We start from the raw sequence: 20978 nt of genomic DNA, 5'->3' as shown, positions 1-20978 counted from the left end.
GTACGAGAAGTACGAGCCGCTTCGTACGAGAGACACGAGTCGTACGAGAGACACGAGAAAGCAGATCATGACCGCATCGCCCGCTGCCGCCCTCACCGCCCGCGCCCAGGAGGTCTCGTCGGAGATCGTCACCGACATCCTGACCCTCGTCCGCCACGAGACCAGCAGCTACGACCTGGCCGGACTCGCGGCGGGTCTGGACCTCCTGCGTGAGCTGGCCGTCCACCGGCTCGGTCGGCCCGACCACGAACAGCGCTACCCAGGCGGCGAGTGCGGCGACACCCTCACGCTGACCTACACCGGCACTGGCACCGGCGCCGGGCACGTCGCGCTCGTCGGCCACTACGACACCGTGTGGCCGACCGGCACCCTCGCCGGCTGGGAGCATCCGGAGGCGTCCGACGACGGTCGGGACAAGCTCAGCGGGCCGGGCATCTTCGACATGAAGACCGGCCTGGCCCAAGGCATTTGGGCCCTGAAGCTGGCCCGGGAGAGCGGCGCACCCCTGCCCACCGTCACCTTCCTCTTCAACGGCGACGAGGAGATCGGCTCCCTGTCCTCGCGGCCGGTGATCGAGGAGGTCGCGCAGAAGGCCGACGTCACGCTGGTGCTGGAGCCGTCCGCCCACGGCGCGGTCAAGACCGCCCGCAAGGGCTCCGGGATCTTCCGGGTCACCGCGACCGGCGTCGCGGCGCACGCCGGGCTCGCGCCCGAGGACGGGGCGAGCGCGATCACCGCGCTGTCCGAGTTCGTGGTCGCCGCCGCGGCCGTCGCCGCCCCCGAGAGGGGTACGACGGTCAACACCGGGCTCATCAAGGGCGGCTCCGCCACCAACGTCGTCGCCGGACAGGCCACCGCCAGCGTCGACATCCGGGTCAGCAGCGAGGCCGAACAGGCCCGTGTGGACACCGAGTTCGACGCCATCAAGGTCAGCGACCCCCGCATCCGCATCGAGATCGACCACGCCTGGAACCGGCCCCCGATGACCCTCAACGCCGCCTCCGCCCCGCTTCTCGACCTGGCCCGCGAGGTCGCCCGCGGACAGGGCCGCGACGACCTGCCCGACGCCGCCGTAGGCGGTGCCAGCGACGCCAACTTCGTCGCCGCCCTCGGCCTGCCGGTCCTGTGCGGCATGGGCGCGGTCGGCGACGGCGCCCACGCCCGGGGCGAGTTCATCTACCCCGGCACCGTGCCCGCCCAGACCGCCCTGGTCGCAGGACTGCTGGGACGACTGGCACAGCCGCTGCGGGGCTGAGTCATCGCCGGTCTGCCGTACCCGCGTCACACCCGTCCGTGTGAAGTCCCCCAAGAAACTCGCATCCCAAATTCGAACAGGCGTAGCATTGGCGTGTGGCTGAGACCTACGACTTTCCGAGTGACCTCCTGGCCGGTCAGGAGGAGTTGCATCAGGTCCGGGCCGAGCTGCTGGCCCTGCTGAAGCGGCTCCCCTGGTCGGTCGAGCCCATGGACGGCTTCAGCGACAACCACGGCTGGCGCAAGGTGGAGCTGCCCGCCTCGCCCGGCTGGAGTGCCGACGAACAGGCCGAGGTGGAAAAGCTCCGCGAGCGTGAGCGCGAGCTGGCCGTCTTCGTGACCTGCCACCGTTTCTGGGCCGAGGTCACGGTTGCGGAGAAGGTGGACGCGAGGATGCGCCTGAAGCACGTACATGAGGACGTACGTGCGCGGGCGGAGGAGCCTGCCTCGGAGGCGTGACCGTTCGGGAGTCCCGGGAGCGGCGGCGCATCACCGGACAGCGAAAAACCCCGGCCATGATCGGCCGGGGTTCCTCGCTACTTGGGCCCGGTGGGCGCGGACGGTTTCGAACCGCCGACATCCTGCTTGTAAGGCAGGCGCTCTACCCCTGAGCTACGCACCCGTGACGAGTCGACAGCCTACCTTGCCAGGGGCAGTGCCCGGCAAACGCGTATCGGGTACCCATCGGGTCCCGGGCTCGCGCGATGCGGGGGTTTTCCCCACCCGGGATTCGGGAGCGGGCCGGATCCCGCCCTGAGCCCCCGCTCCGTACGGTCGAAGAGCGTCCCAGGCAGCCGAGAAAGGGCCACGAAGTCCACGGCCGGGGCGCCCGACATCAGGGGGAACCCATCATGGCCGTACGTATCCGCCGTTCCGCAGCCGTGGCCACCGTGGCCGTCGCCGCCGTCACCCTGCTCGCCGCCGGGTGCGGCGCCAACGCCGGGGACGACGACGAACCCGAGCAGCGTTCGTTCGCGCTCGAGGGCCGCACTCTGACCGTCGACTCCGACGACTCCGCGCTCGAACTGGTCGCCGCCGATGTCGACGAGGTGAAGGTCACCCGGTGGTTCCAGGGCAGCGTCGTCGTCGGAGGGGACCCCAAGGTGACCTGGGCGATGAAGGACGACAAGCTCACGCTGCGGATGAAGTGCTCGGGCGTGGTCGCCGACTGCTCGGCCAAGCACCGGATCGAGGTGCCGCGCGGTATCGCGGTCACCGTGAAGGACGGGGACGGCAGCGTACGGGCGAGCGGCTTCGAGGAGGCGCTGAACGTCCGCACGGGCGACGGTTCCGTGCACGTCAAGGACTCCAGCGGGCCGCTGACCCTGCGCACCGGCGACGGTTCGGTCACCGCGACCGGCGTCGACTCCCGACGCGTGGACGTGCACACGCGGGACGGCTCCGTGCGGCTCGGCCTCGCCGCCGTACCTGACCGGGTCGTCTCACGCAGCCACGACGGCTCCGTCACCATCGAGCTGCCCGCGGACGCGACGTACCGCGTGGACACCGAGACCGGCGACGGAAGCGTCGATGTGTCGGTGCCCCGCGACGAGCGCAGCGCACACGAGGTGTCCGCCCACACACGGGACGGGAAAGTCACGGTGCGTACGGCGAACTGACCGGGCCGTGTGTTCGTCCCTACCTGGTGGGAGAATGACACCGGGCAGGGTGGACCACAGCACGGGAGAGGGATGTGACGGCGACACCTTCACAGCCGTACACGCCGTTTGTGCCACGGGCACAGCAACTACCTCGCCACCGTGCCGATTTGAGGGCCGCGAGGGCGCCGAGAACGCGCGGCGCCGCCCGTGACCTGCTGACCCTGGTCCTCCTTCCGCTCCCGCTGCTCGCGCTCACGCTCCCCGCCGCGTTCACCGGCGGGGGGACGCGGCGGTGGTTCGGCGGCCGTTCCGAGAGCCAGCGGGCCGAGGCGCAGGCGGCCAAGGACGCCGCGGCGGCCGCGTTCTACGAACTCGACACCGCGCAGCGCGATCTGCGCATCTCGATCGAGACCATCACTGCCGTCGACGACTCCCCCGCGGCCCGGCGCGCGGTCTCCGACTTCGACGCGCTGGGGCGTCGCATAGACGAGGTCAGCCATACGTATATCAACGCGATCGACGCCCACGACCTCGACCGCGACGACCTGGAGGCCTCCGTCGCGGCCCGGGCGCGTACGGAGCTGACCAAGGCGAAGGACGAGCTGACCCGCGTCAAGCAGGAGCTGGACCGGTTCACCGACGGGCTCGGCCCGCTGCTCGGCAAGGCCGAGACCCAGCTGGCCCGCCTCGCCCCGACCGTCGAGCGCGCCCGCCAGGCCCTGCTCGCCGCCTCGAACGCCCTTGATGCCGTACGAGGCTCAGGGCTCAAGGCCGACGACCTGGCCGCCCGCCTCGCCGCCCTCGGCCCCGAGCTGACCAAGCTCAATCAGGGCGCCGGGCAGCACGGCGTCCCGGAGACGCTGGAGCGCGCCGACCGGGTCGCGCGCGATGCCGAGGGGGTGCGCGCGGAGGCGGAGCGGCTGCCGGAGCGGGCCGCCGAGATCGACCGGCGCCTGGTCTCGCTGCGGACACGCGCGCAGGCGCTCACCACCCGGTCCGGGCAGGTGGATCCGGTGCTGAGCGAGCTGCGGCGGCGGTTCACGGCCGCATGCTGGCAGGACCTTCAGCACGTACCGGACCAGGCCGCCGAGACCGTACGACAGGCCGAGGCGAAGCTGACGGAGGCCAAGGCCGCGCGCGACGAGCAGCGCTGGGCGGACGCGACGGCGCTGCTGTCGACGGTGCGGGCCTTGCTGAACACGACCGACGAGGCCGTGTCCGCGGCCGGGGACCGGCTGCGGCGGCTGAACGAGGTGCAGAAGGACCCGCAGCGGGAGATCGACCGTACGCGCTTCGCGATCCGTGACGCCCAGCGGCTGGCGATGGCAGGCCGCCATACGCCCGACCCGCGTCACGCCCGGCCGCTCGACGACTCGGTGGGCCGTCTGGAGCGGGCCGTCGCCACGCTGGAGGGGCGGCACCCCGATTACTGGCATTTCCTGACCGAGACGGAGGCGGTGCGGCGGACGGTGTCCCGGGTGGTGTCGCAGATCCGTGAGGAGCGGGGGCACTCGACCTGACGTGCGCGCCTCTTCGACCCACGGCCGCCCGCTAATCTGTCCGTATGCCTCGCTATGAATACCGCTGCCGGACCTGCGGCGACACCTTCGAGAAGAGCCGCCCCATGGCCGAGTCCTCGGCGCCCGCCGCCTGCCCGGCCGGGCACGACGACACGGTGAAGCTGCTGTCGACGGTCGCGGTCGGCGGCTCGGCCTCGGCGCCCACGACCGCACCGGCGCCCAAGGCGAGCGGCGGAGGGTGCTGCGGCGGGGGCTGCTGCGGCTGACTCCGGGTTTCTCGGCTCTCTCAGGTCCCCAGATAGCGAAGTACGGCCAGCACCCTGCGGGAGTAGCCCTCGCCTCCGGTCAGCTCGAGCTTGTCGAAGATCGCGTTGATGTGCTTCTCGACCCCGCTGAGGGAGATGTGCATCCGTCGCGCGATGGCCGCGTTCGTATGCCCCTGCGCCATCTCCGCCAACACGTCCCGCTCGCGGGAGGTGAGCCGGTCCAGCAGGTCCGCGCGCTCGCTGCGCCCGAGGAGCTGACGCACGACCTCGGGGTCGAAGGCCGCCCTCCCCTGACTCACCCGCTCCAACGCGTCCAGGAACTCGTCGACTTGGACGACACGGTCCTTGAGCAGGTAGCCGACGCCCTCCGAGTCTCCGGTCAGCAGCTCCGTCGCGTACCGCTTCTCGACGTACTGCGAGAGCACCAGCACGCCCACGTCCGGCCAGCGCTCGCGAATCTCCAGGGCCGCGCGCAGGCCCTCGTCGCTGTGGGTGGGAGGCATGCGTACGTCTGCCACCACCACGTCCGGCTGCTCCTCGGCGACGGCCGCCAGCAGCCGCTCGGCGTCGCCCACCGCGGCCAGCACCTCGTGGCCCTCCTCGGCGAGGAGGCGTACAAGACCCTCTCTGAGCAGGGTCGAGTCCTCGGCCAGGATTACGCGCACGGCAGCTCCGCGGAGATGACGGTGGGCCCGCCCGTCGGGCTGAGCACAGTGAACCGCCCGTCGAGGGCGTCGACCCGCCGGGCCAGCCCGAACAGCCCGCTGCCCGTGGGATTCGCGCCACCCATGCCGTCGTCCTCGATCCGTACGCACAGGGCGCCCTCGGCCGCCCACAGGTGAACGGTGATATGGCTCGCCATCGCGTGCTTGACCGCGTTGGTCACAGCCTCGCAGACCACGAAGTACGCGACGGACGCCGTCGCCTTCTCCGGCTCCGCAGCCAGCTCGTACTCCACTCTCACCGGCACGGACGAACGCTCGGCGACCGTCTCCAGGGCCGCTCGCAGTCCCGCCTCGTCCAACGTGGTCGGGTAGATCCGCCAGGCCACCTCGCGCAGATCGGCCAGCGCCTGCCGGCTCTCGTCGTGGGCCTGGCGCAGCAGCCGGTCCGCGCGCTCCGGGTCCTGGCTGCGCAGGGCGCGGCCGAGCAGCATGCCGAGGGCGACGAGCCGCTGCTGCACGCCGTCGTGCAGGTCCCGCTCGATACGGCGCCGTTCGTCGTCGACGGCGTCCACCACCGCGGCGCGGCTCGCGGCCAGCTCCACGATCCGCCGTTCCAACTCCTCCTGGTGGCTGGGTCCGAGGAAGTGCCGGGCCAACTGCCGCTCCAGCTCGGCGACTCCGATGACGCCCTGCACCGCCAGGAAGAGCAGGAACAGACCACCGAAGGCCGAGAAGACGATCGCCCAGGGGTGCTCGACGTCGCCGACGATCCAGGCGAACATCCAGTACGTGCTGTAAATGAGCCCGGCCGCCACCGACAGCAGCACAATCGCACCCAACGCCCCGAGCGCCCAGCGGCACGCGATGTAACGCAGGGCGCGCGCGTCCTCATACACGGGAGAGACGGACACGCTCAACCAGGTCCCGAGCCGTCGGCGCTCGAACTGCGTCAGCCTCCGCGCACCCGCGAACACGGGTCGGAGCACGGCCTGCCGACCGCGCGGCCAGGCCAGTACGGGTAACAGGGCGAGGCCCGACAGAACGGTGAAGAGCAGCTCGACGGCGGCCGAGGCGGCTCCGGTCATGAGCCCCACCCCGCACCACACCCCACGTCGTGCCACATCTCGCATGATCGCCACGCTAGCCGGGCGTCGGGTCTGCGTGCACTGCGGAAAACCGTAATTCCGAGCTGCGGTTGACCGCCTGGAATCTTGCGGTCGGCCTCAGGGTCTCTTCAGGTTCGGTTTTCTAGCGTGTGTGGCATGACAGCCATCGCAGCCGGCGTCGCGGAGGACAGCGGCGCGCCTCAGTGGATCAACAGCCTCATGGATACGCTCGGCGCGCCGGGCGCGGGCATCGCCATCGCTCTGGAGAACCTCTTCCCGCCTCTGCCGAGCGAGGTCATCCTGCCGCTCGCGGGGTTCGCGGCGAGCACCGGACAGATGAATCTGTTCGCGGCGCTGCTGTGGACGACGGCGGGTTCCGTCATAGGCGCGCTCGCGCTGTATGGCGTGGGGGCGCTGCTCGGCCGCGACCGCACGGTGGCGATCGCGGCCCGGCTGCCGCTGGTGAAGGTCACTGACATAGAGAAGACAGAGGCGTGGTTCGTCCGGCACGGCACCAAGGCCGTGTTCTTCGGACGCATGATTCCGATCTTCCGCAGTCTGATATCCGTGCCTGCGGGCGTCGAGCGCATGCGCCTGTCCGTCTTCCTCTGCCTGACCACACTGGGCAGCGCGATCTGGAACACCATCTTCGTCCTGGCCGGCTATCTGCTCGGCGAGAACTGGACGGAGGTCAGCGGCTATGTGTCGGCCTACTCGAAGGTGGTCCTGGTCGCGGCGGTGCTCGCGGTGCTGCTCTTCGCGGGCGTACGGCTGTTCAGGCCGGGGCGGGGCGGGCGACGGCGCGCCAAGGAGCAGGAAGCGTCCATGGCCTCGTCCACCACAGCCACCGCAGCCGCCGTTGAGGTCCCTACCGGGCCTCCCGCAGGAACTCCCGCAGAATCCGCTCGCCCGCGGCGACACCCCGTTCCGGAAGAGAGGTGACCCCGGGGGCCGTCCAGCCCACGTCGGCCAGTTCGCCGTGGCCCGGGCGCCAGCCGCGGTCGGCGGCGAGGAGGAGGTCGGCGTCGAGGAGGGAGTCACCTGCCGCGAGGGTGCGGTCGGCTCCGGTGCGGCGGGCGATCTCGCGCATGGCGGCGCTCTTGGTGAGCGGCTTCGGTACGGCGTAGATCTTGCGGCCCTGGAGAGAGACCGTCCAGCCGAGGTTCTCCGCCCAGGCGGCCAGTTCCTTCACCCAGTCCTCGGGGAGCAGTTCGCGCTCGACGACGACGTACGCGAAGAGGTCCTCAGCGACGCGGTGCTTGCGCACCCAGGCGGGGTCGGCGGTGGCCGTCATATGGGCCCGCACCTCGGCGAGCGGGGCGCACTCGCCGGCCAGCCGGGCGGTGACCTGTGCGTGCCACTCCGGGTCCGAGGCACCGTCGACGAGGAGATGGCCGCCGTTGGCGCAGATCGCGAACTTCGGTGCGGGGCCGGGGAGTTGGATGCGCCGGTACTGCTGACGCGTACGGGTCGTGGTGGGCGCGAAGACGGCTGCCTCGCCGAGTTCGGCGAGCAGTCCTGCCGCGGTCTCCGTCATGTACGACAGCGGCTTGCTCTCGTACACCTCGACGCACAGCAGCCGGGGCGCCCGCTCGTCCGGCAGGGGCAGCGCGAGCGCGGCGGCGGAGTAGATGAGTGTGCGGTCGAGGTCGCTGGCCACGAGCACCTTCGGCGAGGTCATCAGACCGTCACCGTCTTGCCGTCGGCGCCGGTCGCCCCGCGCGTGTACTTGGGGTGGATCAACCCGACGCAGGTGTACGGGAGTTCGGCCACCTCCTCGACGGGCACGCCCCGCTGCTCGGCGAGCAGGCGTACGTGAGCCAGGTCGGCGCCCGCTCCCGCGCGGGCGAGGATCTTCCACGGGACGCGGCGCAGCAGTACGCGGGTCGTCTCGCCGACGCCCGGCTTGACGAGGTTCACGTCATGGATGCCGTACTCCTCGCTGATCCGCTCGACAGCCGCCCAGCCCTCCCAGCTCGGGCTGCGGTCCATGGAGAGCAGTTCCTTGACCAGGGTGTCGACCGTGTCGCCGACCTCGTCGAAGCGGTCGGAGATGGCGTCCAGGAAGTCGACGGAGACGTCCGCGCCGGCGAGCTCGCGGTAGAACTTCGCGCCGTGGAAGTCATGCTCTCCGACCAGGTCGGCCCTTAGCACCGTACGCGAAATGAGCCCGGAGACCGTCGAGTTGAGGCAGGCGGAGGGGATGAGGAAGTCCTCGCGGGTGCCGTAGGTGCGTACGCAGGAGCCGGGGTCGGCGAGCACCGCGATCTCCGGGTCGAAGCCGGTGATGCCGTCGGAGGCCTCGAACTCCTCGATGGCCTGGGCGAGTTCGCGGGTGATGGCGCCCTTGCCGGTCCAGCCGTCCACGAAGACGATGTCGGCCGGGTCGTGGTGGGCGGCCAGCCAGCGCAGCGCGTTGGCGTCGATGCCGCGCCCGCGCACGATGGAGACGGCGTAATGAGGGAGGCCCAGCCCGTGCCGGTGCTTGGCCCAGCGGCGCATCAGGATGCCGATGGGGGTGCCGGCGCGGGCGAGCGACACGAGGACGGGGCGCGGCGACCGCTCCGCCAGCACGGTCTCGGTGACGGCGCCCGCCGCCTGGGCGATGCGCACGGCCGAGGTGTCCAGCGCGGCGCGGAACAGTTCCTGGTACCGGTCGCTCGGCTGGTACTCCACCGGCAGCGACTCCGCGTAGTGCGCGCCCCCGCTCTGGATCGCTTCCTCGCGCTCCTCCGTCGGCGCCTCCAGCGTCACGTCCGAGAGGTCCTGGAGCAGCCAGCCGACCTCGTCAGGGGCGTATGAGGAGAAGTCGGGGCCGCGAAGGGGCTCGGGCAGCATGGAGGGCCTTTCGGACAGCTGCGGGGTGGGGGCGTACGACGGTATGTAGGAGGGGACGACTGCGAGCAGCACGCTCGGGGTGTGGGCGGCGAGCCGCGCCAACAGGCCGTCCGGGGCGTGCAGTTCGGGTGTGTCGGCGACCGAGTCGACCACAGCGACGACGGCGTCGAATCCGGCGCCCGCGACGTTGTAGGCGTAGCGCTCGCCGGGGCCGTCGCCCGGCTGGTCGTGGGCGGGGAAGACGAGACGGCTGCGGATCGCGTAGCCGGGGTCGTCGACGGCGAGGACGGGGGAACGGGTCGTGGTGGAGTAGCGGACTTCGGCGTCGGTCAGCTCCTCCAGTGCGACGCCGAGCCGCAGCGGCGCGTACATCAACTCCTCGAAGCCGAGGACGAGTACGCGGCGCGCCCCGCCCGGCAGCGCGCCCGCGAGCCGCGCGGCCATGGCGGGCAGGGCGTCCTCCAGGCGTATGCGGTGCTCGGGGGTGAAGCCGTGCCGGCCGCCATCGGGCAGGTCGTGCGGCCAGCCGAGCTCCACGCGCGCGACGGTGCCGTGCTCCGCAAGCCCCGGCAGCTGTTCTGCGGATGTCTCGTACTCGGCGACCAGTGCCTGCCCCTTCTCCAGTACGCCGTCAGGCAGCCGAACCGTCCCCGAGGCCGCCGCCACCAGGTCCACGCGCGCGCCGATCTCGCGGGCGAACGCGTCGAGGCGGCCCTGGTCGGCCGGGGAGCGCATGTCGACGAGCGCGACGATCACGTAGTGCCCGCGCGGGTAGCGCTCGTGCAGCGCGCGGATCGTGTTGAGCACCGTGTTGCCCGTGGAGAACTCGTCGTCCACGAGGACCAGCGCACCGTCGCCCGCGAGCAGCCCGGGCTTCTCCGGCAGCAGCAGATGCGAAGTGGCGTGCGAGTGGGACTCCTCGAAGCCGCCCGCGCGCTCGACTCCCTCGACGGGGCGCCGCGTCGAGTGCAGGTAGGGCGCGAGGCCCAGGCCGTCCGCGACCGAGTGGCCGAGGCCCGTCGCCGTCTCCGCGTAGCCGAGCACCACGGCACGGCTCGCCGCTGCGTCGCCGAGCAGTTCACGCACCCGGTGGCCCAGTTCGTACCCGGCCTGCCACACCCTGCGCGGGCTCTGCGGTACGTGCTTGCCCAGCACGTTCGACACCAGCAGATGCGCGCGCTTGGGGTTGCGCCGCAGGGCAAGTCCAAGCAGCTCGCTCAGCTTCTCGTCACCGACGAGCTCGACGCCGAGCCGCTCGGCGACCCAGGTACCTGTCCACACCACGTTTTCCATTTAATCCCTGTGTTCGGCCGGAGAACCCGGCGGCTAAATCCTGTGCTCGGCCGGACAGACCGGTCAGCCAGGCAGCCCGGCGGCGAGCAGCTCCACGAAGCCGATGTCCTCGTTCGCGACGCCGAAGACCTCGGCGCGCTGCAGGGTGCGCTCGGCCCAGGCGCGGTGCGGCTTCACCTCGTTCATCTTGTTCGTGTACGCGGACCGCAGGACGCCTCCGCCGCCACGCTCCGGACGCAGTATGTCCTGGGCGTCGCTGTACTCCTCGTGGCTGACCACGGACAGGGCGTGCACGGGCAGTACGTGCGAGGGGTGGATGCAGGTCTTGCCGAGCAGACCGTTGGCGCGGTCGAGGGAGATCTCGCGCAGCAGCCCGTCCATGTCGTGCTCGATCAGTGCGTTGCGCAGGTCCTCGGCCTCCGGGGTGAAGGGGCTGCGGCGCAGTTGCGGCTTGAACATGCGCTCCTGGACCCGGAAGTACTCCCACACGGGCCCCGTAACCGTGAATCCGGTGCCGTCGGCCCGTCCCAGCACGTTCACCACGTCGGCGATCACGGAGGCCACGATCTGTACGTCGTACGCGGTCATGTCGGGCGCCCGGCGCAGCCCGTACGAGGAGCAGAAGTCGGTGACGCCGAGCCTGAGCGCGAGAACGCGGTCGCGGTACTTGTCGACGGCGCGGAAGATTCCCGCCAGGGTGTCCACGCGCGACTCGCGGTACAGCAGGTCCGGCGATTCGAGGACGGGCATGGCGAACAGCCGCCGCCCGCTCGCGGCCTCGGACGCGGTGAGCGCCTCCAGGAACGGTACGCCCCGCTCTTCGGTGAACTTCGGCAGTACGAAACCGGACAGCAGCCGGGCCGAGCCGCCGAGCCGCTGGACGAGGTCCGGGATCTGCTCCGGCGTACGGACGCGGACGAACAGCAGCGGCAGCTCCATATCCGGACAGCCATCGGCCAGGACCCCGAACTGCCGGACCAGGTTCTCCTCGGCACCCGGAACCTCCGAGTCGTCTATGGAGTCCTCCAGGCACAGCACCATCGAGACGACGCCGCGGTCGATCTGCTTCACGATGTCCTCGGCCAGCCGCGGTCTGGTCGCGGGGCTGTACAGCGTGGCGCCGAGGGCCACGGAGAGCATCCGGGCCGGGGATTCCGCGGTGAAGACGCAGGGTTCCTGGTGGAAGAGGCGCTGCCGCACCTCCGGAGCGATGTGCCCGAAATGACGCATAAGACTCCCCGGAGCGGCTGATCGGCCTGACGATATGTGGCCGGTAATAGTACGTAGAGACCCATGTCCGGGGTTCCCACCCGGCATGAAATTCAGGTTACGCAGACGAACACAGCCGAATACAGCCATATCCTCCAGCCTCACACCGAACGGGCCGGGGCGCACCCCCGCATTGTCGTGACCAGGATCGAGAAGGCAGGATGACCGCATGACGCACGCGATGCTGAAGGGGTCGAACGTACCGCTGAACGCCAAGGCGGTACGGTCCGTGCTGCGCTGGGCGCCGGGGCCGGGCGTTCCCGACGTGGACGCCTCGGCGCTGCTCCTCGGGCCCGACGATCGTGTGCGATCCGACGAGGACTTCGTCTTCTACAACCAGCCCCGGCATCCCTCGGGCATGGTCTGGCGGCTCGGCAAGAAGCGGGTCGCCGAGGGGCTCACCGAGACGATCCAGTCGGATCTGGCGGGCGTCGAAAAGGCCGTGACGCGGATCCTCCTGGTCGCCTCGGCGGAGGGCGAAACCTTCGACCGCGTCCGCGCCCTGCGGATCCTGCTGTACGACGCCGCCCTCGCGGACGGTGAGCCGCTGGCGTACTTCGACATCAAGCCGGAGACCGGCGAGGAGACCGCGCTGATCTGCGGTGAGCTGTACCGGCGCGGGGAGGGCTGGAAGTTCCGGGCGCTCGGCGAGGGCTATGCGAACGGCATCGAGGGTCTGGCGGGCGACTTCGGAATCGAGGTGGACGAGTCCGAGTCCGAGCCCGCGTCCGCGGGCAACTCGGCGCCGCTGCCGCCCGAGCAGCCCGCCGCCTCCGGTCTGCCCCAGCAACCCTCGCAGCCCGCCTACGGCTACCCCCCGGAGTCCGCGACCCAGCCGGCGTACGGCTATCCGCAGCCGGCCTCCCCGGGCTCGTACGCCTATCCGCAAGCCGCCCCACCCCAGCCCGCCGCGGCGACCGCCCAGCCGGCGTACGGCTATCCGCACCCGGTCCCGGCCATGCCCGACCCGGAGTTCAGGCTGCCGCCGCAGGGGCCGCAGTTCGTCGGGCGGTGAGCACCGCTTCGTCGCCGACACACCCGCTTTGGGAGAGCGGTGCTCAACGGTCGGCCTTCGCCTTGTAACCGCGGCCCCACTGAAGCCCCCACCCGTACAGCCGGTCGAGTTCGGCCTGGAACCCGTACACGAACTTCACCTCACGCCGCACGATCAGCTCGTTCTTGACGTTCTCGATCATGACCACCGCGCAGGAACGGGCCTGCGGGTGGCGCTCGTCGAGGCCGACCTCGATCCGCGGGCCGTTGCTCGGGTAGAGAGTCACGATGGCGTGCGTACGGTCGAAGGCCGGGGTCTGGTCGTAGATGTAGACGAAGACCAGGAGCCGCTTGATCTGCTCCCGGTGGTCGAGGTTGATGAAGATCGTCTCGCCCGAGCCCGAGCCGAAGCGGTCGTCGCCGCTGAGTTTCACGTACGGCGGTCCGTTGAGCTCTCCGTAGAAGCTGCCCAGCGGCTGTACGACGCCCTTGGTGCCGTCCGTCAGCTCGTACAGGCACCCCAGGTCGAGGTCGACGTTGACCATGCTCTCGGTGTGCGCCTGCACCACTTCGGGCTTGAACGCCTGGAAGGGGTGGCGCAGCAGGCTGCTGCGCCGGCCGCCGCCTATGTCGGAGGTGCGCATCCGCCAGGACAGGTTGACACGCAGATTGCCGGTGGCCGCGCCCTGTTTGGTGAGCGAGACCGACTGGTTCCGCTTGGTCAGCGTGATGGCGTTGGTCGCCGCGCTCCCCGAATCGAACTGCGTCGATCGCCCACCACGCCACAGACCGTCCCAGAAGCTCATTCCACCCCCACGGTTAGGTGTTCACCCCGACGGACAACAGACGAATACAACGGATACGACGACGGGGCGGCCATGAGGACTTCCTCGTGACCGCCCCGCCTCAAAGCGTTCCTCACCGGGAGGGGTGTCACACCCCGGACGAGACTTCTGCCTTGTCGTCCGAGGCGTCAGCTTTTCCCTCTGCTGCCGCCAGTGCGCGGTTGCGGCGGACCGAGGACCAGAAGGACCAGCCGATCAGGACGACGCCGATGAGACCGGTGATGATCTCGTTGATCTCGTACTGGATGGTGATCAGCAGGATCGCGGCGAGCGCGCCGATCGCGTAGTGCGCGCCGTGCTCCAGGTAGACGTAGTCGTCGAGCGTGCCCTCGCGGACCAGATAGACGGTGAGCGACCGGACGTACATGGCGCCGATACCGAGGCCGAGGGCCATCAGCACGATGTCGTTGGTGATGGCGAAGGCGCCGATGACACCGTCGAAGGAGAACGAGGCGTCCAGGACCTCCAGGTAGAGGAACATGAAGAAGGCCGCCTTGCCGGCCATCGCCACCGCGGAGACCGGCTTGCCGGCCTTCTTGGCCTCCTCTTCCGCTTCGTGCTCGCGCTCTTCCGATTCCTCGAGCCGATTCTCGAAGAAGCCGGAGAGACCGCCCACCACCATGTATGTGATGAGACCGGCGACGCCGGAGAGCAGCACCGTTTCCGCCTTGTCGGCGTGCCCGGCGTGCAGGTGCGCGTTCTTGGCGAAGGTCAGCGAGACGCCCAGCAGGACGATCAGCGCGATGCAGGCCGAGAGCATGTCGACCTTGCCGAGCTTGGCCAGCGGACGCTCGAGCCAGCCCAGCCACTTGATGTCACGGTCCTCGAAGATGAAGTCGAGGAAGATCATCAACAGGAACATACCGCCGAAGGCCGCGATCGACGGGTGGGCGTCGGTCACCAACTCTTCATAGCGGTCCGGGTTGTTCAGCGCCAGGTCGACGGCCTCGATGGGGCCGAGCGAGGCGCTGACCGCCACGATCACCACGGGGAAGACGAGCCGCATTCCGAAGACGGCGATCAGAATGCCGACGGTGAGGAAGATCTTCTGCCAGAAGGCGTTCATCTTCTTCAGAATTCCGGCGTTGACCACCGCGTTGTCGAAGGACAGCGAGATCTCGAGGATGGACAGGATCAGCACGACCCCGAACGCGCCCCATCCGCCGAACAGCACCGCTGCGACCAGGCCGAGCGCGGTGACCGCGAACGACCAGCCGAAGGTTTTCAGAACCACTGGCTACCCAATCATCTGTGTACGGGTCTCCCCCGCGCCGCGCGCGGCTTTACGAAACGTTGACTCCGAAGTCTAGAGCGATGCCCCGCAGCCCCGACGCGTACCCCTGTCCCACGGCTCGGAACTTCCATTCCGCGCCATATCGGTAGACCTCACCGAAGATCATCGCGGTCTCCGTGGAGGCGTCCTCGGAGAGGTCGTAGCGGGCCAGTTCCTGGCCGTCGGCCTGGTTGACGACGCGGATGAAGGCGTTGCTGACCTGGCCGAAGGTCTGGCCGCGGTTGTCGGCGTCGTGGATCGAGACCGGGAAGATGATCTTGTCGACGTTGGCGGGCACCTTGGAGAGGTCGATCAGGATGGACTCGTCGTCGCCCTCGCCCTCACCCGTGAGGTTGTCCCCGGTGTGCTCGACCGAGCCGTCCGGACTCTTGAGCTGGTTGTAGAAGATGAACCACTCGTCGCCGAGCACCCGCCCCGAGTTGCACAGCAGTGCGCTGGCGTCGAGGTCGAAGTCGGCTCCGGTGGTGGAGCGCGCATCCCAGCCGAGCCCGATCAACACCTGCGTGAGATTCGGTGCGGCCTTGGAGAGGGAGACATTGCCCCCCTTGGCGAGCGTGACGCCCATGTTTCTGTTCCTCCCCGGTCAAGCCTTCAGTTGTCGAGCGCGTCCGGCGCCGCACTAGTGGTGTGCGACGCCGGACGGGAGGTGAAGCGGCAGGTCCTGCCCTCTGCGACAGGAACCGAAAAGGCTCAGACGTTGACGCCGAAGTCCTGCGCGATGCCGCGCAGGCCCGAGGCGTAGCCCTGGCCGATGGCGCGGAACTTCCACTCCGCACCGTGACGGTACAGCTCGCCGAAGACCATCGCGGTCTCCGTCGAGGCGTCCTCGGAGAGGTCGTACCGCGCGATCTCCGCGCCGCCCGCCTGGTTCACCACGCGGATGAACGCGTTGCGGACCTGGCCGAACGACTGCTGGCGGTTCTCGGCGTCGTAGATCGAGACCGGGAACACGATCTTCTCCACGTCCGCCGGTACACCGGCGAGATTGACCTTGATCTGCTCGTCGTCGCCCTCACCCTCACCGGTGAGGTTGTCACCGGTGTGCTCGACCGAGCCGTCCTGGCTCTTGAGGTTGTTGAAGAACACGAAGTTGGCGTCGCTGCTGACCTTGCCCTCCGCGTTCGTCAGGATGGCGCTGGCGTCGAGGTCGAAGTCGGTGCCGGTGGTGGTGCGGACGTCCCACCCCAGACCGACGATGACCGCGGTAAGGCCAGGCGCCTCCTTGGAAAGCGATACGTTGCCGCCCTTGCTGAGGCTGACTCCCACGAGTCCTCCCATTCGTGTCCAGGGGCGGGGTGCCCCGTAGTGCGTTGCTATCGGATCAACGTGTCGATCCTAGTGAGGGGTTCCCTGTTGACGCAGGCCCTGCGCCCGAAGAATCACAGAGTGTCCAGCGCCTTCACGTACTCGTTCAGGTCACGCGCGTCCGGCAGCCCGTTCACGACGGTCCAGCGGACGACGCCCTCCTTGTCGATGATGAAGGTCCCGCGCACCGCGCAGCCCTTGTCCTCGTCGAAGACGCCGTACGCACGCGAGACCTCGCCGTGCGGCCAGAAGTCGGACAGCAGCGGGTACTCCAGTTCCTCCTGCTCACCGAAGACGCGCAGCGTGTGGATGGAGTCGTTGGACACGGCGAGCAGCTGGGTGTCGCGCTCGGAGAACTTCGGCAGGTTGTCGCGCAGGGCACACAGCTCGCCGGTGCACACGCCGGTGAAGGCGAAGGGATAGAAGAGCAGCACCACGTTCTTCGCTCCGCGGAACTGGGAGAGCGCCACGGTGGCCCCGTGGTTGTCCTTCAACTCGAACTCCGGCGCCTTGGTCCCAACCTCGATCGCCATGGTCCTGCCATCCCTTCCTGGGGGTTCGTCGGGCAGACTCCACCTTACGATCACCGGGGCTGCGCCCCCAGGCCCCCTCGAGTGGGCCGTTTCTCGGCTGTGGGCCCACAAAACCCCGGAGGGGCTCGCGCAAGCGAGCCCCTCCGGTACTACGAGAACGTTCGGCCCAGCGGCAGCGTCACCTCTTCGACTTGGCCGCCTTGGGCGTAGCCAACCGGCTGCCACTCCAGTCCTTGCCCACGCTGATGCTCTTGGTCTGGGACAGCCCCGCGGTCGTCGCGGCTTCGGCGATGTCGCTGGCCTCCACGTAGCCGTCACGGCCGGTCTTCGGCGTCAGCAGCAGAATGGCGCCGCCCTCTTCGACGTACGTGGTGGCATCCACCAGCGCATCCGTCAGGTCGCCGTCGTCGTCACGGAACCAGAGCACCACGGCGTCTGCGACGTCGTCGTACTCCTCGTCCACGAGCTCGCTGCCAATGACTTCCTCGATGGCCTCGCGGAGCTCCTGGTCGACGTCGTCGTCGAAGCCGATCTCCTGGACCACCTGCTCGGGCTGGAATCCCAGCCTGGCGGCCAGGCTCGTCCGCTCCTCCGCGTGGTCCGCGGTCGCGCTCACGGGTTGCCTCCTGATCATGTTTGGTAAAGGTTCAAGCCACGCGCGTGCGCGAAGCATTGGCCGTAGTCCACACGGGCGGGACGGATCGCGCAAGTACCCGGCCGTCGAGACCGCCGAAACGGTGACGATCCTGGCGGTGTCGCCGCAACCCCAGACAGCCCATCATGGCCCCAGGTGACGCACATCACAGCGATCTGCCCGCTTTGTGAATTTCGGAACCCTATGAGGGTACGGGACTCGAATGGCTTTGCGGAACGCGTTACGGGTCGGGCGTATCGTTGCGATTTGCCGGAACCCTCCCCCGGAGAACCGCGCGAACGCGCTGGTTACCCCTCGGTAGAGGTGACGTTTCCGTTTCCGAGGTACACGATGGGGACCGGTGCGACTCTCAAGGACAACGGCGAGAACGCCGACGACAACACCGAGCAAGAACCAAGAAAAACCGAGAAGAACGGCCTCCCTGAAAGCGAAGGAACAGCGTGGCTTCCGGACCCGATCGCAACCCGATCATCATTGGCGGCCTTCCGAGTCAGGTACCTGACTTCGATCCCGAAGAGACCCAGGAGTGGCTCGATTCCCTCGATGCCGCTGTCGACCAGCGCGGCCGGGAGCGAGCCCGGTATCTGATGCTGCGTCTGATCGAGCGGGCCCGCGAGAAGCGCGTGGCCGTGCCCGAGATGCGCAGCACGGACTACGTCAACACCATCGCGACCAAGGACGAGCCGTTCTTCCCCGGCAACGAGGAGATCGAGCGCAAGATCCTGAACGCGACCCGGTGGAACGCCGCGGTCATGGTCTCGCGGGCCCAGCGGCCCGGCATCGGCGTCGGCGGCCACATCGCCACCTTCGCCTCCTCCGCCTCGCTGTACGACGTAGGCTTCAACCACTTCTTCCGCGGCAAGGACGAGGGCGACGGCGGCGACCAGGTCTTCTTCCAGGGACACGCCTCGCCGGGCATCTATGCGCGCGCGTTCATGCTGGACCGCCTCTCCGAGCGGCAGCTCGACGGCTTCCGCCAGGAGAAGTCGAAGTATCCGGACGGACTGTCCAGCTACCCGCACCCCCGCTCGATGCCGGACTTCTGGGAGTTCCCGACCGTCTCCATGGGCCTCGGCCCGCTGGGCGCGATCTTCCAGGCGCGGATGAACCGCTACATGGAGGCACGCGGCATCGCGGACACCTCCAAGTCCCACGTATGGGCCTTCCTCGGCGACGGCGAGATGGACGAGCCGGAGTCGCTCGGCCAGCTGTCCATCGCCGCGCGCGAGGGCCTGGACAACCTGACCTTCGTCGTCAACTGCAACCTCCAGCGGCTCGACGGCCCGGTGCGCGGCAACGGCAAGATCATCCAGGAGCTGGAGTCGCAGTTCCGCGGTGCCGGCTGGAACGTCATCAAGCTGGTCTGGGACCGCACCTGGGACCCGCTGCTCGCCCAGGACCGCGACGGTGTGCTGGTCAACAGGCTGAACACCACGCCGGACGGCCAGTTCCAGACGTACGCCACCGAGACCGGTGCGTACATCCGCCAGCACTTCTTCGGTGACGACCACCGGCTGCGGGCCATGGTCGAGAACATGACCGACGACCAGATCTTGCACCTCGGGCGCGGCGGTCACGACCACAAGAAGGTCTACGCGGCGTACGCGGCGGCCAAGGCGCACACCGGCCAGCCGACCGTGATCCTCGCGCAGACCGTCAAGGGCTGGACCCTCGGCCCGAACTTCGAGGGCCGTAACGCCACGCACCAGATGAAGAAGCTGACGGTCGCCGATCTCAAGGGCTTCCGCGACCGCCTGCACCTGCCGATCTCGGACAAGGAGCTGGAGTCCGGCGCACCGCCGTACTACCACCCGGGCCGCGACTCGGAGGAGATCCAGTACATGCACGACCGCCGCAAGGGACTGGGCGGATACGTCCCGACCCGCGTCGTGCGCTCGAAGCCGCTGGCTCTCCCCGAGGACAAGACGTACGCGAGTGTGAAGAAGGGTTCCGGTCAGCAGTCGATCGCCACGACGATGGCGTTCGTACGGCTGCTGAAGGACCTCATGCGGGACAAGGAGATCGGCAAGCGGTTCGTGCTGATCGCGCCGGACGAGTACCGCACGTTCGGCATGGACTCGTTCTTCCCGAGTGCGAAGATCTACAACCCGCTTGGCCAGCAGTACGAGGCCGTCGACCGCGACCTGCTGCTCGCGTACAAGGAGTCGCCGACCGGGCAGATGCTGCACGACGGCATCTCCGAGGCGGGCTGTACGGCCTCGCTGATCGCGGCGGGTTCGGCGTACGCGACGCATGGCGAGCCGCTGATCCCGGTGTACGTCTTCTACTCGATGTTCGGGTTCCAGCGCACCGGTGACCAGTTCTGGCAGATGGCCGACCAACTGGCGCGCGGATTCGTACTGGGTGCGACCGCCGGGCGTACGACGCTGACCGGTGAGGGTCTGCAACACGCGGACGGACACTCGCAGTTGCTGGCCTCGACGAACCCGGGCTGTGTCGCGTACGACCCGGCCTACGGGTTCGAGATCGCGCACATCGTGCGGGACGGGCTGCGCCGGATGTACGGCTCCTCCGAGGAGCACCCGCACGGCGAGGACGTCTTCTACTACCTCACCGTCTACAACGAGCCGATCCAGCACCCGGCCGAACCTGCGAGCGTGGACGTCGAGGGCATCCTCAAGGGCATCCACCGCTTCTCGGCGGGTACTTCGGGCTCCATTCCGGCGCAGATCATGGCGTCCGGTGTCGCGGTGCCGTGGGCCGTCGAGGCGCAGAAGATCCTCGCCGAGGAGTGGAACGTCAAGGCGGACGTCTGGTCGGCGACCTCCTGGAACGAGCTGCGGCGCGAGGCCGTGGAGGTGGAGCAGCACAACCTTCTGCATCCCGAGGAGGAGCAGCGCGTTCCGTATGTGACGCGGAAGCTGTCGGATGCCGAGGGGCCGTTCGTGGCGGTTTCCGACTGGATGCGGTCGGTTCCGGATCAGATCTCGCGCTGGGTGCCCGGTACGTACCAGTCCCTGGGCGCCGACGGCTTCGGCTTCGCGGACACCCGCGGGGCCGCTCGCCGCTACTTCCACATCGACGCCCAGTCGATCGTGGTCGCGGTCCTCACGGAGCTCGCCCGCGAGGGGAAGGTCGATCGCTCGGCCCTCAAGCAGGCCGTCGACCGGTATCAGCTGCTGGATGTTTCGGCGGCGGATCCGGGCGCGGCGGGCGGCGACGCGTAGGCGCTCCGCTTGGAGAGGGTTTCCAAGGTCCGTTCCTTGACTGCAGGTCCGTTGTGGCTGGTCGCGCCCCGCGGCGGAGCCGCTAATGTCACAGCCCCGCGCCCCTAAAAGGGGCGCTCCCGGAACCGTCCGCCATCATGCTCACCAGCCACAACGAAACCCGCTTCCTCCCACCGGCGGGAGGGGCCGTGGGCCGGTGCGTCCTATGCCCGTCGCGTAGCTTCGGTCTCGGAGAACCAGGACCGTGTACCAACGCCGGGGCGTACGCCCGGCCTGCGACGGGCTGACGCACCGGCCCACGGCCCCGACCCACCACCCACCCAGGGGCGCGGGGGAACTGCGCGACCAGCCAC

Annotated in this window: 19 protein-coding genes and 1 tRNA gene; 8 read left to right on the top strand and 12 right to left on the bottom strand. The window is 69.1% G+C overall.

The annotated features are described in order from the left end of the window. The first annotated feature begins 67 nt into the window (after positions 1–67). Both IEZ21_RS22180 and IEZ21_RS22175 read left to right on the top strand, forming a co-directional pair. A complete protein-coding gene (locus IEZ21_RS22180) occupies positions 68–1255 on the top strand; it encodes a M20 family metallopeptidase (protein ID WP_189323658.1) in 1188 nt (395 codons plus the stop codon). Between the two features lie 95 nt (positions 1256–1350). Next, the gene (locus tag IEZ21_RS22175) at positions 1351–1713 is read left to right on the top strand and encodes a DUF8825 domain-containing protein (RefSeq protein ID WP_051744665.1); all 363 of its coding nucleotides are present in this window, start codon (positions 1351–1353) and stop codon (positions 1711–1713) included. 91 nt (positions 1714–1804) lie between these two features. Here IEZ21_RS22175 and IEZ21_RS22170 read toward each other — a convergent pair. Next, positions 1805–1876, bottom strand: a tRNA-Val gene (locus IEZ21_RS22170). Between the two features lie 229 nt (positions 1877–2105). On the opposite strand from IEZ21_RS22170, the gene IEZ21_RS22165 reads away from it, so the two are divergent. The 3 genes from IEZ21_RS22165 to IEZ21_RS22155 all read left to right on the top strand — a co-directional run bounded on the left by IEZ21_RS22165 (position 2106) and on the right by IEZ21_RS22155 (position 4641). Next, complete coding sequence (locus tag IEZ21_RS22165) at positions 2106–2873, top strand: DUF4097 family beta strand repeat-containing protein (RefSeq protein ID WP_189323657.1); 768 nt, start codon at positions 2106–2108, stop codon at positions 2871–2873. 74 nt (positions 2874–2947) lie between these two features. Next, positions 2948–4375 carry a hypothetical protein gene (locus tag IEZ21_RS22160; protein WP_189323656.1) on the top strand — a complete coding sequence of 476 codons (1428 nt, stop codon included), beginning with the start codon at positions 2948–2950 and terminating at the stop codon, positions 4373–4375. Positions 4376–4419: 44 nt separating this feature from the next. Then, entirely contained in the window at positions 4420–4641 is a 222-nt protein-coding gene (locus IEZ21_RS22155) for an FmdB family zinc ribbon protein (protein WP_189323655.1), read from the top strand. A 20-nt stretch (positions 4642–4661) separates the two neighbouring features. Here the strand turns inward: IEZ21_RS22155 and IEZ21_RS22150 are convergent, their stop codons facing one another. Together IEZ21_RS22150 and IEZ21_RS22145 are read right to left on the bottom strand one after the other, a co-directional pair. Continuing rightward, positions 4662–5306 carry a response regulator transcription factor gene (locus IEZ21_RS22150; RefSeq protein WP_189323654.1) on the bottom strand — a complete coding sequence of 215 codons (645 nt, stop codon included), beginning with the start codon at positions 5304–5306 and terminating at the stop codon, positions 4662–4664. Further along, positions 5297–6391, bottom strand: a complete 1095-nt coding sequence (locus IEZ21_RS22145) for a sensor histidine kinase (RefSeq protein ID WP_246568012.1) — start codon at positions 6389–6391, stop codon at positions 5297–5299. Before IEZ21_RS22145 ends, IEZ21_RS22150 begins: the two co-directional genes overlap by 10 nt. A gap of 177 nt (positions 6392–6568) precedes the next feature. Between IEZ21_RS22145 and IEZ21_RS22140 the strand changes: the two genes are divergently transcribed. Beyond that, complete coding sequence (locus IEZ21_RS22140) at positions 6569–7354, top strand: DedA family protein (protein WP_189323652.1); 786 nt, start codon at positions 6569–6571, stop codon at positions 7352–7354. On the opposite strand, the gene IEZ21_RS22135 is transcribed toward IEZ21_RS22140, so the two are convergent. The 3 genes from IEZ21_RS22135 to IEZ21_RS22125 all read right to left on the bottom strand — a co-directional run bounded on the left by IEZ21_RS22135 (position 7281) and on the right by IEZ21_RS22125 (position 11773). Then, positions 7281–8093 (bottom strand): HAD family hydrolase, encoded by an 813-nt coding sequence (locus IEZ21_RS22135; protein WP_189323651.1) that lies wholly within the window; start codon positions 8091–8093, stop codon positions 7281–7283. The genes IEZ21_RS22140 and IEZ21_RS22135 overlap by 74 nt on opposite strands. Next, on the bottom strand, positions 8093–10543 hold the full coding sequence (locus tag IEZ21_RS22130) for a phosphoribosyltransferase (protein WP_189323650.1): 2451 nt from the start codon (positions 10541–10543) through the stop codon (positions 8093–8095). Before IEZ21_RS22130 ends, IEZ21_RS22135 begins: the two co-directional genes overlap by 1 nt. Positions 10544–10606: 63 nt before the next feature. Then, entirely contained in the window at positions 10607–11773 is a 1167-nt protein-coding gene (locus IEZ21_RS22125; protein WP_189323649.1) for an HpcH/HpaI aldolase/citrate lyase family protein, read from the bottom strand. Between the two features lie 208 nt (positions 11774–11981). Here IEZ21_RS22125 and IEZ21_RS22120 point away from each other — a divergent pair, with 208 nt between their 5' ends. Further along, a complete protein-coding gene (locus tag IEZ21_RS22120) occupies positions 11982–12827 on the top strand; it encodes a TerD family protein (RefSeq protein WP_189323648.1) in 846 nt (281 codons plus the stop codon). Between the two features lie 43 nt (positions 12828–12870). Here the strand turns inward: IEZ21_RS22120 and IEZ21_RS22115 are convergent, their stop codons facing one another. The 6 genes from IEZ21_RS22115 to IEZ21_RS22090 all read right to left on the bottom strand — a co-directional run bounded on the left by IEZ21_RS22115 (position 12871) and on the right by IEZ21_RS22090 (position 17398). Continuing rightward, a complete protein-coding gene (locus IEZ21_RS22115) occupies positions 12871–13611 on the bottom strand; it encodes a TerD family protein (RefSeq protein WP_189323647.1) in 741 nt (246 codons plus the stop codon). A gap of 127 nt (positions 13612–13738) precedes the next feature. Beyond that, positions 13739–14884 carry a DUF475 domain-containing protein gene (locus IEZ21_RS22110; protein WP_033320664.1) on the bottom strand — a complete coding sequence of 382 codons (1146 nt, stop codon included), beginning with the start codon at positions 14882–14884 and terminating at the stop codon, positions 13739–13741. Positions 14885–14933: 49 nt separating this feature from the next. Further along, the gene (locus tag IEZ21_RS22105) at positions 14934–15509 is read right to left on the bottom strand and encodes a TerD family protein (RefSeq protein WP_033320665.1); all 576 of its coding nucleotides are present in this window, start codon (positions 15507–15509) and stop codon (positions 14934–14936) included. A gap of 125 nt (positions 15510–15634) precedes the next feature. Continuing rightward, complete coding sequence (locus IEZ21_RS22100) at positions 15635–16210, bottom strand: TerD family protein (protein WP_033320773.1); 576 nt, start codon at positions 16208–16210, stop codon at positions 15635–15637. A gap of 113 nt (positions 16211–16323) precedes the next feature. Continuing rightward, on the bottom strand, positions 16324–16782 hold the full coding sequence (locus IEZ21_RS22095; RefSeq protein WP_189323646.1) for a peroxiredoxin: 459 nt from the start codon (positions 16780–16782) through the stop codon (positions 16324–16326). Positions 16783–16960: 178 nt separating this feature from the next. Further along, positions 16961–17398, bottom strand: a complete 438-nt coding sequence (locus IEZ21_RS22090) for a DUF3052 domain-containing protein (RefSeq protein WP_033320667.1) — start codon at positions 17396–17398, stop codon at positions 16961–16963. Between the two features lie 479 nt (positions 17399–17877). On the opposite strand from IEZ21_RS22090, the gene aceE reads away from it, so the two are divergent. After that, the gene (aceE, locus tag IEZ21_RS22085; protein WP_189323645.1) at positions 17878–20625 is read left to right on the top strand and encodes a pyruvate dehydrogenase (acetyl-transferring), homodimeric type; all 2748 of its coding nucleotides are present in this window, start codon (positions 17878–17880) and stop codon (positions 20623–20625) included. The last annotated feature ends 353 nt before the right edge of the window (positions 20626–20978 follow it).

The organism is Streptomyces flaveus (assembly GCF_014647675.1).
Classification (GTDB): Bacteria; Actinomycetota; Actinomycetes; order Streptomycetales; family Streptomycetaceae; genus Streptomyces; species Streptomyces flaveus.
The sequence above is the reverse complement of the archived record's forward strand: the minus strand, read 5'-3'. Positions and strand labels throughout refer to the sequence as shown.

What these genes read in the sequence shown, in the direction of transcription:
- IEZ21_RS22180 (WP_189323658.1), top strand. Translation starts at nt 68, where the DNA reads ATGACCGCATCGCCCGCTGCCGCCCTCACCGCCCGCGCCCAGGAGGTC.
- IEZ21_RS22165 (WP_189323657.1), top strand. Translation starts at nt 2,106, where the DNA reads ATGGCCGTACGTATCCGCCGTTCCGCAGCCGTGGCCACCGTGGCCGTC.
- IEZ21_RS22155 (WP_189323655.1), top strand. Translation starts at nt 4,420, where the DNA reads ATGCCTCGCTATGAATACCGCTGCCGGACCTGCGGCGACACCTTCGAG.
- IEZ21_RS22145 (WP_246568012.1), bottom strand. Translation starts at nt 6,391, where the DNA reads ATGACCGGAGCCGCCTCGGCCGCCGTCGAGCTGCTCTTCACCGTTCTG.
- IEZ21_RS22140 (WP_189323652.1), top strand. Translation starts at nt 6,569, where the DNA reads ATGACAGCCATCGCAGCCGGCGTCGCGGAGGACAGCGGCGCGCCTCAG.
- IEZ21_RS22135 (WP_189323651.1), bottom strand. Translation starts at nt 8,093, where the DNA reads ATGACCTCGCCGAAGGTGCTCGTGGCCAGCGACCTCGACCGCACACTC.
- IEZ21_RS22130 (WP_189323650.1), bottom strand. Translation starts at nt 10,543, where the DNA reads ATGGAAAACGTGGTGTGGACAGGTACCTGGGTCGCCGAGCGGCTCGGC.
- IEZ21_RS22125 (WP_189323649.1), bottom strand. Translation starts at nt 11,773, where the DNA reads ATGCGTCATTTCGGGCACATCGCTCCGGAGGTGCGGCAGCGCCTCTTC.
- IEZ21_RS22120 (WP_189323648.1), top strand. Translation starts at nt 11,982, where the DNA reads ATGACGCACGCGATGCTGAAGGGGTCGAACGTACCGCTGAACGCCAAG.
- IEZ21_RS22115 (WP_189323647.1), bottom strand. Translation starts at nt 13,611, where the DNA reads ATGAGCTTCTGGGACGGTCTGTGGCGTGGTGGGCGATCGACGCAGTTC.
- IEZ21_RS22105 (WP_033320665.1), bottom strand. Translation starts at nt 15,509, where the DNA reads ATGGGCGTCACGCTCGCCAAGGGGGGCAATGTCTCCCTCTCCAAGGCC.
- IEZ21_RS22095 (WP_189323646.1), bottom strand. Translation starts at nt 16,782, where the DNA reads ATGGCGATCGAGGTTGGGACCAAGGCGCCGGAGTTCGAGTTGAAGGAC.